Source organism: Vulgatibacter sp. (assembly GCF_041687135.1).
Classification (GTDB): domain Bacteria; phylum Myxococcota; class Myxococcia; order Myxococcales; family Vulgatibacteraceae; genus JAWLCN01.
The window spans coordinates 113,402-129,188 of sequence record NZ_JAWLCN010000004.1 but is presented as its reverse complement, the minus strand read 5'-3'; the positions used below and the strand labels follow the sequence as shown (position 1 = coordinate 129,188).

General features: G+C 71.0%; 11 protein-coding genes. 8 read left to right on the top strand and 3 right to left on the bottom strand.

Annotation, left to right across the window (positions count from 1 at the left end; genetic code table 11):
* The first annotated feature begins 216 nt into the window (after positions 1 to 216).
* From ACESMR_RS11665 to ACESMR_RS11630, 8 genes are all read left to right on the top strand, one after another.
* Entirely contained in the window at positions 217 to 3,312 is a 3,096-nt protein-coding gene (locus ACESMR_RS11665) for a response regulator (protein WP_373047252.1), read from the top strand.
* Positions 3,312 to 4,130, top strand: a complete 819-nt coding sequence (locus ACESMR_RS11660) for a CheR family methyltransferase (protein WP_373047251.1) — start codon at positions 3,312 to 3,314, stop codon at positions 4,128 to 4,130. The genes ACESMR_RS11665 and ACESMR_RS11660 overlap by 1 nt, the downstream gene beginning before the upstream one ends.
* Positions 4,127 to 5,926, top strand: coding sequence for a chemotaxis protein CheB (locus ACESMR_RS11655; protein ID WP_373047250.1), 1,800 nt, complete (start codon positions 4,127 to 4,129; stop codon positions 5,924 to 5,926). The genes ACESMR_RS11660 and ACESMR_RS11655 overlap by 4 nt, the downstream gene beginning before the upstream one ends.
* 261 nt (positions 5,927 to 6,187) lie before the next feature.
* Positions 6,188 to 7,666, top strand: coding sequence for an adenosylhomocysteinase (gene ahcY, locus ACESMR_RS11650; RefSeq protein WP_373047249.1), 1,479 nt, complete (start codon positions 6,188 to 6,190; stop codon positions 7,664 to 7,666).
* Positions 7,667 to 7,847: 181 nt separating this feature from the next.
* Positions 7,848 to 9,164: a M18 family aminopeptidase gene (locus tag ACESMR_RS11645; RefSeq protein ID WP_373047248.1), complete on the top strand. Its 1,317-nt coding sequence runs from the start codon at positions 7,848 to 7,850 to the stop codon at positions 9,162 to 9,164.
* A gap of 182 nt (positions 9,165 to 9,346) precedes the next feature.
* Complete coding sequence (locus ACESMR_RS11640; RefSeq protein WP_373047634.1) at positions 9,347 to 11,635, top strand: aldehyde dehydrogenase family protein; 2,289 nt, start codon at positions 9,347 to 9,349, stop codon at positions 11,633 to 11,635.
* Positions 11,616 to 12,971, top strand: coding sequence for a M20/M25/M40 family metallo-hydrolase (locus ACESMR_RS11635; protein WP_373047247.1), 1,356 nt, complete (start codon positions 11,616 to 11,618; stop codon positions 12,969 to 12,971). The genes ACESMR_RS11640 and ACESMR_RS11635 overlap by 20 nt, the downstream gene beginning before the upstream one ends.
* Positions 12,972 to 13,007: 36 nt before the next feature.
* The gene (locus ACESMR_RS11630) at positions 13,008 to 13,430 is read left to right on the top strand and encodes an HIT family protein (RefSeq protein ID WP_373047246.1); all 423 of its coding nucleotides are present in this window, start codon (positions 13,008 to 13,010) and stop codon (positions 13,428 to 13,430) included.
* 102 nt (positions 13,431 to 13,532) lie between these two features.
* Here the strand turns inward: ACESMR_RS11630 and ACESMR_RS11625 are convergent, their stop codons facing one another.
* The 3 genes from ACESMR_RS11625 to ACESMR_RS11615 all read right to left on the bottom strand — a co-directional run bounded on the left by ACESMR_RS11625 (position 13,533) and on the right by ACESMR_RS11615 (position 15,786).
* Positions 13,533 to 13,841: a putative quinol monooxygenase gene (locus ACESMR_RS11625; RefSeq protein WP_373047245.1), complete on the bottom strand. Its 309-nt coding sequence runs from the start codon at positions 13,839 to 13,841 to the stop codon at positions 13,533 to 13,535.
* Entirely contained in the window at positions 13,838 to 14,650 is an 813-nt protein-coding gene (locus ACESMR_RS11620) for a helix-turn-helix domain-containing protein (RefSeq protein WP_373047244.1), read from the bottom strand. Before ACESMR_RS11620 ends, ACESMR_RS11625 begins: the two co-directional genes overlap by 4 nt.
* Positions 14,651 to 14,805: 155 nt before the next feature.
* The gene (locus ACESMR_RS11615) at positions 14,806 to 15,786 is read right to left on the bottom strand and encodes an AraC family transcriptional regulator (RefSeq protein ID WP_373047243.1); all 981 of its coding nucleotides are present in this window, start codon (positions 15,784 to 15,786) and stop codon (positions 14,806 to 14,808) included.
* Position 15,787: the final 1 nt, after the last annotated feature.

The window sequence follows — 15,787 nt, the reverse complement described above, 5'->3', positions numbered from 1 at the left end:
CGGGGGGCGCCGCCGACACGGCCGCTCCGGGCGCGATCAGTCGCGGCGACCCCGTGCATTTCCGAAGATTCGACAGCAAAACCGCTCGGAATGAAGGCCGGCGCGCCCCGGGCCCGCGCCGAGTGTTGACCGCCAATCCTCCCGCAACGCCGCGATCGCCCAGCCCTACCTCATCCGGGTTGCGTGCAGGTTCACTCCCGGGCGATTCCTACGCCCATGGTCTTCCGCCCCGCCACCGCGCCGTCGAAGCAGGAGCGCTTCGGGACCGATCCCCGCGTCCTCGTCGCCCTCGCCCTCTTCCTGCCGGCGATCTTCATCGTCGATCTCGAGGTGCCGCGCGGCTTCTCGGCCTGGGTCCTCTATCTGATCCCGGTGGGGCTCGCCGCCTTCAGCAGGCTGCCGACGGTGCCCCTCGTCACCGCCCTGGTCGCCTCTGCCTGCATGGTCACCGATTTCTACTTTTCGGCGAACTCGGACGTGCCGCTCGACAAGGCGACGATCAACCGCTCCACCGGCTTCGTCGCCCTCTGGTTCGTCGCCGGCATCGGCTACCTCTTCGCCCGCACGCGGCAGGCGCTCCACCGCCGCGACTGGCTGCAGACCGCGCAGGCCTCCCTCGCCACCCGCCTGCAGGGTGGCCAGGCGGTGGGGCCCCTCGCCCGCAACACCCTCGATTTCATCGGCGACTACCTCGACGCACCGGTGGCGGTGCTCTACGTCACCGACGGGGCCCAGGGCCTCGAGCGCAGGGCGACCCGCGGCATCCTCCCCGAGGATGCCGCCCCCGCCTTCTTCCGCCTCGGCGAGGGGCTCGTCGGCCGCGCCGGCGCGGAGCGGCAGATCCTCCCCGTGCGCGACGGCGCGACCGACTACCGGCAGATCGCCTCGGGCCTCGGATCGATGCAGCCCCGGGAGCTGGTCCTCGTGCCGATGGCGATCGACGACGAACTCCAGCTGGTGGTCGAGCTCGGCTTCGTCCGGCCGGTGGAAGCGGACGATCTCGAGCTGCTCGAGCGGCTGCGGGGCAATATCGCCGCGTCGATGCGGGCAGCCCTCGACCGGACGCGGCTGCAGGAGCTCCTCGTCCAGAGCCAGCGGCAGGCCGAGGAGATGCAGGCGCAGCAAGAGGAGCTCCGCGCCGCCAACGAGGAGCTCGAGACCCACTCCCGGGCCCTGAAGGAGTCGCAGGAGCGCCTCGAGCAGCAGCACACGGAGCTCGAGCAGAGCAACGAGCGCCTCGAGGCGCAGCGCGACGAGCTCGCCCGCGCCCGCGCCGATCAGGAGACCAAGGCGGCGGAGCTGGAGCGGGTGAACCGCTACAAATCCGAGTTCCTCGCCAACATGTCCCACGAGCTGCGCACGCCGCTCAACAGCTCGCTCATCCTCGCCCGGCTCCTCGCCGACAACCGGCGCGGCAACCTCAGCGAAGAGCAGGTGAAGTATGCCGAGACGATCTACAGCGCCGGCAACGACCTCCTCGCGCTGATCAACGACGTCCTCGACCTCGCCAAGATCGAGGCGGGCAAGCTCGATCTCCGCCCGGCCCACGTGCCGGTGCAGAGCCTCCTCCGCGATCTGGAAGCCAGCTTCGCGCCGGTCGCCGCCGAGAAGGGGCTGCAGCTGCGCATCGACGCCACCGCCGCCCCGGCTGCGTTGCTCACCGATCGCCTCCGGCTCGAGCAGGTCCTCCGCAACCTCCTCTCCAACGCCTGCAAATTCACCGAGGCCGGCTCCGTCTCGCTCACCCTTCGCGACGAGCCCGACGGCCGGGTCTCCTTCGCGGTGCGCGACACGGGGATTGGAATCGCCGCAGACCAGCAGGACGTCATCTTCGAGGCCTTCCGCCAGGCGGACGGCACCACCAGCAGGAAGTTCGGCGGCACCGGCCTCGGCCTCTCCATCTCCCGCGACCTCGCCCAGCGCCTCGGCGGCGAGCTCCTCCTCGAGAGCGCGCCGGGCAGGGGCAGTTGCTTCACCCTCGTGCTTCCCCGGGAGCTCGGGCTCGGCGAGGAGCCCATGCCTGCAGCGGCCGCCCCGGCTCCCGCCCCCGCGCTCCCGCCAGCAGCGATCCCCGAGCCGGCCCCGGCGGCAAAGGAGAAGGACGATCGCGGCAGGTTGCAGCCGGGCGATCGCGCGGTGCTGATCATCGAGGACGATGCCGTCTTCGCCGCCGTGCTCCAGGAACTCGCCCGGGAGCTGCAGTTCGCCACCCTGGTCGCCAACGCCGCGGACACGGGGCTCGAGCTGGCGCGGAAGTTCCGGCCCAACGCCGTGCTCCTCGACGTCGGCCTGCCCGATCACAGCGGCCTCGCCGTCCTCGACCGGCTCAAGCGCGACCCCGAGACCCGCCACATCCCGGTGCACGTCCTCTCCGTCGAGGATCACACCAGGGAGGCGCTCTCGATGGGCGCGGTGGGCTACATGCTCAAACCCGTCCAGCGCGAGATGCTCGTCGAGGCCTTCCGCCGCCTCGAGAGCCAGTTCACCGAGCGGCTCCGCACCGTGCTCGTGGTCGAGGACGATCCGCGTCAGTGCGAGAGCGTGCGCAGCCTCCTCGCCACCGCCGGGGTGCAGACCCTCGCCGCCACCTGCGTCGCCGAGGCGATGGCCGCCCTGCGGGCGCAGCGCTTCGACTGCATGGTGATGGATCTCCGCTTGCCGGACGGCACCGGCTTCGATCTGCTCGAGGGGATGATGGGCGAGCTGGAGGGCGGCTTCCCCCCGGTCATCGTCTACACCGGCCAGGAGCTGGGCGTGCAGGAGGAGGAGCGGCTCCGCCGCTATTCCAGCTCGATCATCATCAAGGGGGCCCGCTCCCCGGAGCGGCTCCTCGACGAGGTGACGCTCTTCCTCCACCAGGTGGAGACGCGCCTGCCGGCGCAGCTGCAGCGCATGCTCTCCGAGGCCCGGAGCCGCGACGCGATCCTCGAGGGCCGCCGCATCCTCGTGGTGGAGGACGACATCCGCAACGTCTTCGCCCTGAGCAGCATCCTCGAGCCGCAGGGCGCGAAGGTGGAGATCGCCCGCAACGGCGTCGAGGCCCTCGCCCACCTCGCGAAGAACGAGGCGGTCGACCTGGTGCTCATGGACGTGATGATGCCGGAGATGGACGGCCTGCAGGCGATGCGGGCGATCCGCGCGCGGCCCAACCTGGCGAAGCTGCCGATCATCGCCCTCACCGCCAAGGCGATGCCCGACGACCACGCACGCTGCCTCGAGGCAGGCGCCAACGACTACGTGGCCAAGCCGATCGACGTGGAGAAGCTCCTCTCGCTCATCCGGGTCTGGATGCCAAGGCGCGAGCGGGTCTGATGGAGCCGTCGTTCGCAGAGCTGGAGCTCGATCTCTTCCTCGAGGCGATCCTGCGCTCCTACCAGCACGACTTCCGGGGCTACAGCCGCGCCTCCCTGCGCCGGCGGATCGAGCAGGCGCTGCTCCTCCACGAATGCGCCACCATCTCCGAGCTGCAGGGGCGGATCCTCCGCGACCCGGCGCTCTTCGCCAGGCTCGTGCCGCAGCTCACCGTGCAGGTGAGCGAGATGTTCCGCGACCCGAGCTACTTCCGATCGATCCGCGAGCAGGTGGTGCCGGTGCTCCGCACCTATCCCTCGCTGAAGGTCTGGGTGGCGGGCTGCAGCACCGGCGAGGAGGCCTGGTCGCTCGCGATCCTCCTCCAGGAGGAAGGCCTGCTCGAGCGCACCGTCCTCTACGCCACCGACATCAACCACGAGAGCCTCGAGCAGGCGGAGCGGGGCATCTACCCGATCGACCGCATCGCCTCCTTCAGCGCCAACTACCGCGCCGCCGGCGGCAGGGGCTCGCTCTCCGACCACTACACGGCGAGCTACGGCGGCGCCCGCTTCGACAAAAGGCTCCGCCAGCGGATCGTCTTCTCCGACCACAGCCTCTCCACCGACAACGTCTTCGCCGAGGTGCACCTCGTCTCCTGCCGCAACGTGCTCATCTACTTCGATCGCGCGCTGCAGGATCGGGCCATCTCGCTCTTCGACGAGTCGCTGGTCCGCAGGGGATTCCTAGGCCTCGGGTCGAAGGAGACCCTGCGCTTCTCCGCCCACGCCGATACCTTCGAGGAGTTGGTCCGTGTGGATCGGATCTACCGCAAGAAATGAGCGCCCTTCCTCTCGATAGCCGCCTCGCCGGCGTTCGCATCGCCGCCATCGGCGCCTCCGCCGGCGCGATCGACGCCCTCGTCTCGCTGCTCCCCGCGCTACCCCGCGGCCTGCCGTTTCCGGTGCTCCTGGTGGTCCACGTCGCCGCCGACCGGACCAGCCTGCTGCCGGAGGTGCTCGCGCGCCACTGCGCGCTGCCGGTGGTCCATGCGAGCGGCGGCGAGCTCCTCTTGCCGGGGAAGGTCTACGTCGCGCCGCCGGCCCACCACCTCCTCGTCGACGCAGGGGGCCGGGCCGTGCTCTCGGACGCGCCGCCGGTCCGCTTCGCCCGCCCCGCCGTCGATTCGCTCTTCGAGTCGGTGGCGCGCTGCTACGGGAAGGCGGCGCTGGGCGTGGTTCTCACCGGCGCCAACACCGACGGAGCGAAGGGGCTCGCCGCCATCGCGCGCAGCGGCGGCGTAACGGTGGTCCAATCTCCCGACGAGGCGGCGGTGGACTCGATGCCGAACGCCGCCATCGCCGCTGCCAACCCCGACCGCGTGCTCCCGCTCGCGGGGATCGGCCGCCTCCTCGCCACGGCGGGGAGCTCCGCCGCCACCCCGCTGCGGCACCGGCCGCGCCTGCTCCTCGTCGACGACATCCCGGAGAACCTGGTGGCGCTCGAGGCGCTGCTCGGCGAGGAGGACGTCGAGATCCTGCCGGCGCGATCGGGGCGGGAGGCGCTCGAGCTGCTCCTCGCCCACGAGGTGGCGCTGGCGCTGGTCGACGTCCACATGCCGGAGCTGGACGGCTTCGAGCTCGCGGAGCTGATGCGGGGCAGCGCCCGCACCCGCAACGTCCCGATCATCTTCGTCACCGCCGGCGCCAGGGAGCAGGCCCGGATCTTCCGTGGCTACGAGGCGGGGGCGGTCGACTACCTGCTCAAACCGATCGAGCCGCTGGTGCTGCGCAACAAGGTCCGCACCTTCCTGCAGCTCTACCGGCAGCGCCAGCAGCTGGGCGAGCAGGTCGAGCAGCTGCAGCGGGCCACGGCGGAGAAGCAGCGGCTGGTCGAGGAGCTCAGCGAGACGCTCCGCCTGAACGAGCTCTTCCTCGCTGCCCTGGGCCACGATCTGCGCTCGCCGATCACCGCGATCTCGGTCTCCGCCCAGCTCCTCGGGCGGGCCTCGAAGGAGGAGCAGACCCGGCGCATCGCCACCCGGATCGGCTCGAGCAGCAAGGTGATGACCCAGATGATCGAGTCGCTCCTCGACGTGGCGCAGGCTCGGAGCGGCGGCGGTCTGCGTCTGCGTACCGAGCGGCTCGATCTCGGGGCCGTGGCCGACGCGGCGCTCGGCGAGGTCCGGGCCGCAGCAGCCGATCGGCAGGTCGAAGTGCATGCCACCGGATCGCTGGAGGGTGTCTGGGATCCCTCCCGCATCCACCGCGTGCTCTCCAACCTCCTCGGCAACGCCCTCCGCCACGGCGCCGCCGACGCACCCGTGCGCCTCGAGCTCGACGGCGCCGCGGCGGACCGTGTGGCGGTGCGGGTCCAGAACGGCGGCGCGATTCCGCCGCCACTGCTGGCGACCCTCTTCGACCCCTTCCGCACCAACGAGCGGGGCGAGGGGTTGGGGCTCGGCCTCTACATCGTCCGGGAGATCGCCTTGGCCCACGGTGGCGCGGTCACGGTGCGGTCGACGCCGGAGGAGGGCACCTGCGTCGAGGTGACGCTCCGGCGTGCCGTCGCCGGCCACGGCGAGGCGGCTGCAGCGGAGGACGCCGACGAGCGGCGGCCCGCCATCACCACCACCTAGACTTTCCCGTCGGTCCCGAGGCCTGAGCCGCAAAGGATTTCGATGGGGGAAGGCTTCCCGGGCGGTGGAGGCCCAAAAGGGGCATTCCTGCCCCGATGCCCCACCCGAACCGGGGGAAAGCGGAAGGAAATCGGGAACGGGGGCGAGGCGGCTCCTGTTGCGCGGGGAAGCCTCCCGCGCTATCCCCTCCGCCCGAACACACGTCCTACGGGGTTCCCGAAGATGACCACGCCCGCCGCAAGCGCCCAGATGCCCACGTTCATGAACACGGGTCTCCCGCTGATCTCCGACCTGCCCTACAAGGTCCGCGACCTCTCCCCGGAGTCGGTCCGCTTCGGCCGCAAGGAGATCGAGCTGGCCGAGCACGAGATGCCGGGCCTGATGGCCATCCGCAGGGAGTACGCCGCCCAGCAGCCGCTCAAGGGCCACCGGATCATGGGCTCGCTGCACATGACCATCCAGACCGCCGTGCTCATCGAGACGCTGGTGGAGCTGGGCGCGGACGTGCGCTGGGTCTCCTGCAACATCTTCTCGACCCAGGACCACGCCGCCGCCGCGGTGGTGGCAGGCCCTGGCGGCACCGCCGAGGAGCCCGCCGGCGTCCCCGTCTTCGCCTGGAAGGGCGAGACCCTCGAGGAGTATTGGTGGTGCACCCTGCAGGCGCTCCGCTGGCCGGACGGCAAGGGCCCCACGCTGATCGTCGACGACGGCGGCGACTCGACCATGCTCGTGCACAAGGGCTACGAGGTCAGCCAGACCGGCAAGACCGTCGATCCCTCCTCCACCGAGGTGGCCGAGGAGCAGATCTTCTTCACCCTGCTCCGCGACGTGCACGCGCTCGATTCGAAGTTCTGGAACGCGATCGCCCCCGGTATCCAGGGCGTCTCCGAGGAGACCACCACCGGTGTGCACCGCCTCTACGACATGCAGCGCGAGGGGACGCTCCTCTTCCCCGCGATCAACGTCAACGACTCGGTGACCAAGTCGAAGTTCGACAACCTCTACGGCTGCCGCCACTCGCTGGTCGACGCGATCATGCGCGCCACCGACGTGATGATCGCCGGCAAGAAGTGCCTCGTCCTCGGCTTCGGCGACGTGGGCAAGGGCTCGGTGCAGTCGCTCAAGGGCCAGGGAGCCCGCGTGGCCGTCACCGAGATCGATCCGATCTGCGCGCTCCAGGCCTGCATGCAGGGCCTCGACGTGGTGACCATCGACGACGTGGTCGCCGACGTGGACATCTTCGTCACCGCCACCGGCAACAAGGACATCATCACCGCCGCCCACATGGCGCAGATGAAGCACAACGCCATCGTCTGCAACATCGGCCACTTCGACAACGAGATCGACATGGCCGGTCTCGAGAAGATGCGGGCGAAGGGCGAGGTCGAGAAGATCGAGATCAAGCCCCAGGTCCACGAGTGGAAGTTCAAGGCAACCGGCCGCTCGATCATCGTGCTCGCCGAGGGCCGCCTCGTGAACCTCGGCTGCGCCACCGGCCACCCGAGCTTCGTGATGTCGAACTCCTTCGCCAACCAGGTCCTCGCCCAGATCGACCTGGCGAAGAACGGCAAGAGCTACGGGAAGGAAGTCTTCACGCTCCCCAAGGCCCTCGACGAGAAGGTCGCCGAGCTCCACCTCGCCGCCTTCGGCGCCAAGCTGACGAAGCTCAGCGCCGACCAGGCGAAGTACATCGGCGTGCCGCAGAACGGCCCCTTCAAGGCCGACCACTACCGCTACTGATCGGCAGGTAGAGCAGCACCGGGGGCCCTGTGCCGGATCGCGCCGCGATCCGGCCCGGGGCCCCTTCGCTTTTCTCGAACGACGTCGCCCGATGCGATTCCCGACGCAGCTGCGCTGGGATAGCTTCGGGGGCGGATCGAGCAACCCTTTGCGCCGCACCCTCCGCGGGCATGGAGTGAATTTGAGCCTCCTCTCCCAGGCAACGAAGGCCCATTCCACCACCCTCGACCTGCTCGACTTCATCGGCGCGAGCCCGACGCCGCACCATTGCGTCGCCGAGGCCAGGCGCCGGACCGCGGAAGCGGGCTTCGTCCACCTCGACGAGTCGGAGACCTGGAAGCTCGAGGCGGGCAGGGGCTACACGGTCGAGCGCGGCGGCGCGCTCCTCGCCTTCCGGGTCGGTACCGAGGCCCCTGCGGAGGCGGGCTTCCGGATCGTCGGCGCCCACACCGACTCGCCCAACCTGCGGATCAAGCCCCAGCCCGACGTGGCGAAGGAGGGCTACCTCCAGCTCGGCGTCGAGCTCTACGGCGGCGTGCTCCAGTACACCTGGTTCGATCGTGACCTCGGCCTCGCCGGCAGGGTGATGCTCCGGGGCGAGAAGCCCGGCCAGCTCGAGCACCGGCTGGTGCGGATCGACCGGCCGCTGCTCCGCGTGGCCTCGGTCGCGATCCACCTCAACCGCGAGGTGAACAAGAAGGGGCTGCAGCTCAACGAGCAGAACCACCTGCCGCCGCTCCTCGGCCTCTCGGCCAATCCCACCGAGGAGAGCCTCAAAGCGCTGCTCGCAGCGGAGCTCGGCACCGACGCCGCGGCGATCCTCGCCTGGGATCTCTCGCTCATGGACGTGGTGCCCCCTGCGGTCGGCGGCCTCCACGGCGAGTTCATCTTCGCGCCGCGCCTCGACAACCAGGCCTCCTCCCACGCCGCGCTCACCGCGCTCCTGCGGGCGCCGGCAGCGAAGGCGACGCAGCTCGCCTGCCTCTTCGATCACGAGGAGGTCGGCTCCGGCTCCACCGCCGGTGCAGCGGGCTCGCTCGCCGAGGACGTGCTCCAGCGCCTAGCCGAGGTGGAGGGCCCCGGCGCGAAGCCGGGTGCGCTGCCCCGCGCCATCGCCCGCTCCTGGCAGGTCTCGGCCGACATGGCCCACGCCGTCCACCCGAACTACGCCGACAAGCACGAGCCGCAGCACATGCCGCGGCTCAACGCAGGGCCGGTGATCAAGATCAACTCGCAGCAGCGCTACGCCACCGACGCAGAGGGCGCGGCGCTCTTCGAGTCGCTCTGCCAGGACGCCGACGTGCCAGTGCAGAAGTTCGTGAACCGTACCGATCTCGCCTGCGGCTCCACCATCGGCCCGATCTCCTCGGCCCGCCTCGGCGTGCGCACCGTCGACGTGGGCAATGCGATGCTCTCGATGCACTCGATCCGCGAGCAGGCCGGCGCCGAGGATCCGGAGCGGATGGTCGCGGTGCTCACCCGCTTCTACGGCGTCTGAAAAGCACGTGACCGCCGGCCACCGGGCCCGCTGCTGCAAGGCAGCGGGCCCTTTCTCGTTCGGGCGGAGGCGCGCCCGCCGGCGGGATGGGCTGCTCGCGCGGACGCGCGGGGTGTGCGCTGGTCGAAACGCCCCACCCGAACGGCGCTTCCTTCCGCGGCGCACCGATCGAATCCTTGCCGGTGCGCCTTTGGGACGGCGTCGGGAGGAATCGGCCTCCCCCGGCGCCGGCGCACCGTACAACTCCGCAGGAGGCTCCGCCGACCGTTCCGCTCGATCCACCTACCGCGTACGGCCTCTCGGCGCTGCTGGTCCTCCTCGGCCGCCCCCTGGTGCAGGCGGGACGGGGCCCCGCTGCCTTCAAGGTGGCGCTCGCCTTCGCGGTCTTCTTCGCCCTCTCGGTGCAGCCCTTCCTCTTCGGCTGGCCCGACTGGATGTACGCCTACGCGCTGCCTGCCACGGAGCTACCCCCAGCGGCGGTGGCGGTGCCCTTCTTCGTGGCGGTGGCGGGCGCCGGCGCGGCGGGGGCGTACGTCTCGCTCCAGCTCGTCCGCGGCGGGCGCACGGGCCTCGCCACCCTCAACGTGCTCTTCGGCATCGGCCTCTGGCTCGCCACCTGGGCCGCGACCTGGGAGCAGTACTTCCACATCGGCACCTGGGCCGAATGGCAGCAGGGGATCGCCACGCCGCTCGCAGAGGCTGCGTCGTTCCAGCTGGCGATGAACGTCGCCGGCGCAGCACAGGGCGCAGCCGGGATCGGCCTCGCCGCCTGGGTGATCGTGGCAGGCCGGCGCGCGAAGCGGCGCGGCCGGATCCAGCCCGATCCCACTGCCGGCGACTGGCGCTCTCTGCTCGATGCACCCGCATGCGCGCCGGCGCCGTCGGTGATTGCAGGGGAGCAGATAGGCGGCGCGCGGCCCGGCGACGGCGCGCCTCTCGAGGCCGTCGCCTGCACGCCGGCGGATGGGATCCCCGCGCTCCTCGAGAGCGCGCGGTCGGCGCAGGCGGCGTGGGCCGCGGTCGCCGTCGAGGAGCGGGCCGCGGCGCTCGTGCGGCTCCGCCGTCGTTTCCTGCGCCACGCCGAGGCGCTCGCGCGTCTGCTCGAGGAGGAGAACGGCAGGCCGCAGGCGGAGAGCTGGATCACCGAGATCGTCCCCAACGGCGACCTCTTCGATCATTGGGCCCGGCGCGGTCCCGCGCTGCTCCAGGCTTCGCCGGTGTCGCTCGATCCGACGATGTTCGCGGGCAAGCGCGGCGTGATCGAGACGCTCCCCCGCGGCGTCGTCGGCCTGATCACGCCTTGGAATTTCCCGGTGGCCCTGCCGCTGCGCACCATCGTGCCGGCGCTCCTCGCGGGCAACGCGGTGATCTGGAAGCCCTCCGAGCACGCGGCCCGGAGCGCGGCCCTCGTCCATCGGATCCTCGCGGCGGAGCTGCCACCGGATCTGGTGACGCTGGTGCAGGGCGGCGCCGAACAGGCGCGCCGGCTCGTCGGCGCAGGCGTCGACCAGGTGGTCTTCGTGGGCTCGCCGCAGACGGGACGGGCGGTGGCCCGCGCCGCAGCGGAGCGCCTCACCCCCGTGGCCCTGGAACTCGGCGGCAAGGACGCGGCGCTGGTCCTCCACGACGCGGACATCGAGCGCACCGCCAACGGCGTGCTCTGGGGGGCGCTGGCCAACGCCGGGCAGAATTGCGCGGCGATCGAGCGCTGCTACGTCGACCGCCGCATCGCCCCGGCCTTCGTGGAGAAGCTCCGCGATCGGATCGCCTCCCTGCGACCGGGGGAGGACGTGGGCCCGCTCACGACGGAGGCGCAGCGGGCCCGGGTGGAGGCGCAGCTCGACGAAGCCCGCGCCCGCGGCGTGGCCGTGGAGGCGCAGGGTGAGGGCCAGTGGCTTCGCCCCGTGCTTCTCGTCGATCCGCCGGAGGATCTCGCCCTGCTCCAGGACGAGACCTTCGGTCCGCTGCTGCCAATCGTCGCGGTGGACGGCGAGGAGGAGATGGTCCGCCGGGCCAACGACTCGGCCTATGGCCTCACCGCGAGCATCTGGTCGAAGGACACGGCGCGGGCCGAGGTGCTGGGCCGCAGGCTGCACGCCGGCGTGATCACCGTGAACAACCACGGCTTCACCGGCGGCCTGCCCCAGGCGCCGTGGAGCGGCGTGCGTGGCAGCGGCGGCGGGATCACCGGCGGGCCGCAGGGCCTGGCGCACCTCACCCGCCCACGCTTCGTCCTCGTCGACAGGAGCCGGGCCGCGCGCGAGCTCTGGTGGTACCCCTACGACGCGTCGGTGGTGCGCCTCGCCCGTGGCCTCGCGCGGCTGCGCTCCGGCGCTGGGCTCGGGGCGATCGGCGAGGTGATCGGCGGCTTCCTCGGCGCACGGCGGCGGGGCGGCGCGCCGGTGGACGCGGCGTGGCCACGGGGCGCGCCGCGCGTGAAGGAGGCACGGGATGCGAGTGGCAATGGCTGAGGCCCGGCCGGAGGCGCTGCCGGCCTCCTTCGTCGACGAGGCGCAGCGGCTCCTCGCCGACCTCGTCCGCATCGACACCTCCAACCCCGGCGGCTGCGAGCGCCCGGCTGCCGAGCGCTGCGCCGAGGAGCTGCGGCGCGACGGCCTCGAGCCGCTCCTCCTCGAGGCCCGGAAGGATCGCACCAACCTCGTCTGCCGCCTGCGCGGCAGCGGGGATCTCCCGCCGCTCCTCCTCACCGCCCACCTCGACGTGGTGCCCGCAGGCGCGGGCTGGAGCCACCCGCCCTTCGGCGCGGAGATCCACGACGGCTTCCTCTGGGGCCGCGGCGCGGTGGACATGAAACACCACGCGGCGATGTCGGTGACCACGCTCCGGGCCCTGGCCCGGGAGGGCAGGCGGCTGCGCCGCGACGTGATCCTCGCCCTCACCGCCGACGAGGAGAGCGGTTGTGATCTCGGCGCCACCTGGCTCGTGGACGAGCACGCCGAGAAGGTCCACGCGGAATATGCCCTCGGCGAGGTGGGCGGCTTCACCCTCCACCTCGAGGGACGGCGCTTCTATCCGATCCAGATCGCGCAGAAGGGCGTGCTCTGGCTCACCGCCCGGGCGAAGGGCGAATGTGGCCACGGCTCGATGCCCCGCCAGAAGAGCGCGGTGGGCACCCTGGCCGCCGCCGTGGCGAAGGTGGCCTCCACGCCGCTTCCCTTCCACCGCCCCGAGCCGACCCGGGCCTTCCTCGAGGTGGTGCGGCAGACGCTGGGCTTTCCGAAGGGGATCGCGCTGGGCGCGCTCCTCCAGCCGAAGATCGCCCCGCGGATCCTCGCGGCGCTGCCGGATCGCGCCTTGGCCCGGACCTTCCACGCGGTCCTCGCCAACACCGTCTCGCCGACGGTCTTGCGGGCAGGCGACAAGGTGAACGTGATCCCCGGCCTCGCCGAGGCGGAGCTCGACGGCCGCACGCTGCCGGGCAGCGACGGCGAGAAGCTCCTCGCTGAGCTGCGGGCGCTGGTGGGGCCGGAGGTGGAGCTCGAGGTGCGGCGCCGGCTCCCTGCGGTGGAGGCACCGGCGGACACGCCGCTCTTCACCGCTCTCGGTGAGGCGGTGCGCCGTGGGGATCCGGATGGGATCGCCGTGCCCTACATGGTGCCCGGCTTCACCGACGCGCTTGCCTTCTCGCGCAACGGGACCACCTACTACGGATTCGCGCCGGTCGGGCTTCCGCCCGGGATCAAGTTCGCGGAGCTCTACCACAACGTGGACGAGCGCATTCCGGTGGAGGGTTTCCGCTGGGGCATGCGCGTCCTCCACGATGCGGTGCGATCCTTCGCCGGCTGATCGAGCGGCGCCGAACCGAACGCACGGAGATACGAGATGCCCACGCTCTTCACCCGGATCATCGACGGGGAGCTTCCCGGCCGCTTCGTCTGGAAGGACGACGAGGTCGTGGCCTTCATGACCATCGCCCCGGTCAAGCCGGGCCACGTGCTCGTGGTGCCGCGGCAGGAGATCGATCACTGGATCGACATGCCGGAAGCCCTCGCCCACCGGGTGATGACCGTCTCGCAGATCGTGGGCAAGGCGATCGAGAAGGCCTTCTCGCCCGAGCGCGTCGGCGTGATGGTGGCGGGCCTCGAGGTGCCCCACGTCCACATCCACCTCATCCCCATCGACGCCATCGCCGACCTCGACTTCTCCAAGCAGGATCGCAGCCCCGATCCGGCGCAGCTCGATCAGGCAGCCGAGAAGGTCCGCGCCGTCCTCCGCCAGATGGGCCGCAAGGAAGTCGCCGCCTGAGCCGATCGGCACGATGTTTCCGCTGCGTAGTCGCTGGTCGGAACGAACTTGCGATGATCTGTTTCACGTCCTGCCAGGCGGGCGCCCGCAGCGCGCGATGGGTCACGCCGCCCGGTCGCTGCGAAGCGGCGTCCAGACGGAGATCTTGCGCTCGCCTTTGAGCAGCTCCGGCAGCGCCGCATGCCACTCCTGGCGATAGGGCCGGGCGAGCTGCACCGTGAGCACGTCCTCATGGCTCTGCCAGGTCTCGTGCAGGAGGAAGCGGTTGTCGTTCTCCGGATCGGCATGCAGCGTCGCGCCGACGAACATCGCCTCGTGGCGCATGGCATCCAGTACGCCGTTGAGCAGGCGCAGGAAGCGCTCGCGCTCGCCGGGATTCACGTCGAACTCGATCAGGTAGGTGACGCTCATCTCTCGCTCTCCTTCTCTTGCTGCACGAGGGCCGCCCGCGTCTTCGCGTCGGCTGGATGGAAACACTCCAGCGCCAGTTCCGAGAGGGTGACGCTGGTGGCGGTGCTGAACACCGTGGTGGTGGAGATGAACCGCAGGACCCGGTCGCTTCCCGGCATCCGCAGTTCCAGGGGCACCGCGAGCAATGGATGCGCACGGTTTCCCTTTGGTGGAGGCGGCGCGGGGTAGGCGGAAAGCTCGGCGTGGAGCTCGGCCAGGAAACGATCCCCCGAACCCTCCAGGTGCACCCGCAGCCGCTCCAGCACGTGATGGCGCCATTCGGCCAGGTTCACGATCCGCGGCGCGAGTCCCTGCGGATGAAGGCTCAGCCGCAGCACGTTGAGCGGTGGCGCCAGCATCGCCGGATCGATCCCTTCGAACAGCGCCGCGGCGGATGCATTCGCCTGCAGCAGGGTCCAGCGGCCGTCGACCGCGATGGCGGGAAAGGGCAGGTGACCGGTGAGGATCGCCTGCACGGTCTGGCGGATCTCCTCCAGCTCCGGCGCGTCGAAGGCGGCCTCGGTACGGACGGGCGCATAGCCGGCGGCGAGCATCAGGCGGTTCTGGGCGCGCGGCGGCATGGCAAGCCGTTCCGCGAGCTTGAGCAGCAGCTCGCGGCTTGGGGACGCCCGGCCACTTTCGACGAAGCTCAGGTGGCGGGCGGAGATCTCCGCGTCGAGCGCGAGGCCGAGCTGGCTCATGCGCCGGCGGCCGCGCCACTCGCGCAGCACGGCGCCGACGGTGACCTGGGTCGCGGGTGCGGTCGTCATCGTGTCTCCCTGGGTCATTAACCGACCCCTTTAATCGGACGAGCGGCGGAAGACGATTACCTCCGAGGTAATCGGCCCGCGCTGCCGGACCGGCCAGGCAGGCGGGTGATCGCCCAACGGAGCACGACCGCTGCGCGCCGATGTTCGAGGAGCGTTCAGCTCCGACGGTGTTCGCGCCGGTACGCCCCGGGCGCGAGCGCTGCCCAGCGCTTGAAGGCCCGATTGAACGAGGCTTCGTTCTGGTAGCCGATGGCCATCGCGACCTCGCCCAACGAAAGCGCGCTCTCTCGAAGGAGTTGGGCGGCCTTCGTCATCCGCCACTGCGCGAGATACTCGAGCGGTGGCTTGCCTACGAGCGTGGTGAAGCGGGCGGCGAAGCCGGAACGGGAGACCCCGACTGCCGATGCGAGGCCCTCGACGGTCCATGCGGCGGCAGGTTTTGCATGGATGAGCGAGAGGGACCTTCCAATCTGGGGATCCGCGAGTGCGCAGAGGCCATGGTCCCGGCACTGGCCTGACGCGATGTGCGCCCGCAGGGCCTGCACGAGCAGGATGTCCGCGAGCCGGCTCATGACGACCGTCGCCCCCGGGCTGGAGTTGGCACTCTCTGCGACGAGCAGTTGGGCGGTCGATGCCAGCGACGGGGCGATCGCCGGATCATCCGCGGCCAGGTGGACGAGGCGGGGCAGCTGCTCGAAGAGGAGCGTGCGCGGCGCTGCGCCGAGCCGGAAGGAGCCCGCGACCAGGGTGGCGCGTTCGCCATCGCCTCCGAGCCGCATCGGTCCCACCCCCTGGGTTCGCTGGCATTCACCCTGTCCCAGGAGGTGGAACGGACTTCCTTCCCGGTCGCGGAGCGTGTGCGCTCCGCCGTGCGGAAACAGGGCTACGTCTCCGGCCGACAGGGTGACCGCATCGTCGACTCCCTCGGCTTCCAGGCGAGCGCGTCCCCGCGCGAGCACGACGATGTGCGCGGCAGGCCACTCGCAGAACCGGATCCCCCAGGGCGCGCGCAGCTCGAATCGGCCGTAGACGACAGTCGAGAGGCGCATCGTGTCCAGCACGTCAGCGAGGACGTCCGAGGCCTGCACGTCCTGCGGTATTGGACGCCCTGCAAATTCATTTGGAGTCGGTGACATG

What these genes read in the sequence shown, in the direction of transcription:
- ACESMR_RS11665 (WP_373047252.1), top strand. Translation starts at nt 217, where the DNA reads ATGGTCTTCCGCCCCGCCACCGCGCCGTCGAAGCAGGAGCGCTTCGGG.
- ACESMR_RS11635 (WP_373047247.1), top strand. Translation starts at nt 11,616, where the DNA reads ATGCGAGTGGCAATGGCTGAGGCCCGGCCGGAGGCGCTGCCGGCCTCC.
- ACESMR_RS11660 (WP_373047251.1), top strand. Translation starts at nt 3,312, where the DNA reads ATGGAGCCGTCGTTCGCAGAGCTGGAGCTCGATCTCTTCCTCGAGGCG.
- ahcY (WP_373047249.1), top strand. Translation starts at nt 6,188, where the DNA reads ATGAACACGGGTCTCCCGCTGATCTCCGACCTGCCCTACAAGGTCCGC.
- ACESMR_RS11655 (WP_373047250.1), top strand. Translation starts at nt 4,127, where the DNA reads ATGAGCGCCCTTCCTCTCGATAGCCGCCTCGCCGGCGTTCGCATCGCC.
- ACESMR_RS11630 (WP_373047246.1), top strand. Translation starts at nt 13,008, where the DNA reads ATGCCCACGCTCTTCACCCGGATCATCGACGGGGAGCTTCCCGGCCGC.
- ACESMR_RS11620 (WP_373047244.1), bottom strand. Translation starts at nt 14,650, where the DNA reads ATGACGACCGCACCCGCGACCCAGGTCACCGTCGGCGCCGTGCTGCGC.
- ACESMR_RS11625 (WP_373047245.1), bottom strand. Translation starts at nt 13,841, where the DNA reads ATGAGCGTCACCTACCTGATCGAGTTCGACGTGAATCCCGGCGAGCGC.
- ACESMR_RS11615 (WP_373047243.1), bottom strand. Translation starts at nt 15,786, where the DNA reads ATGTCACCGACTCCAAATGAATTTGCAGGGCGTCCAATACCGCAGGAC.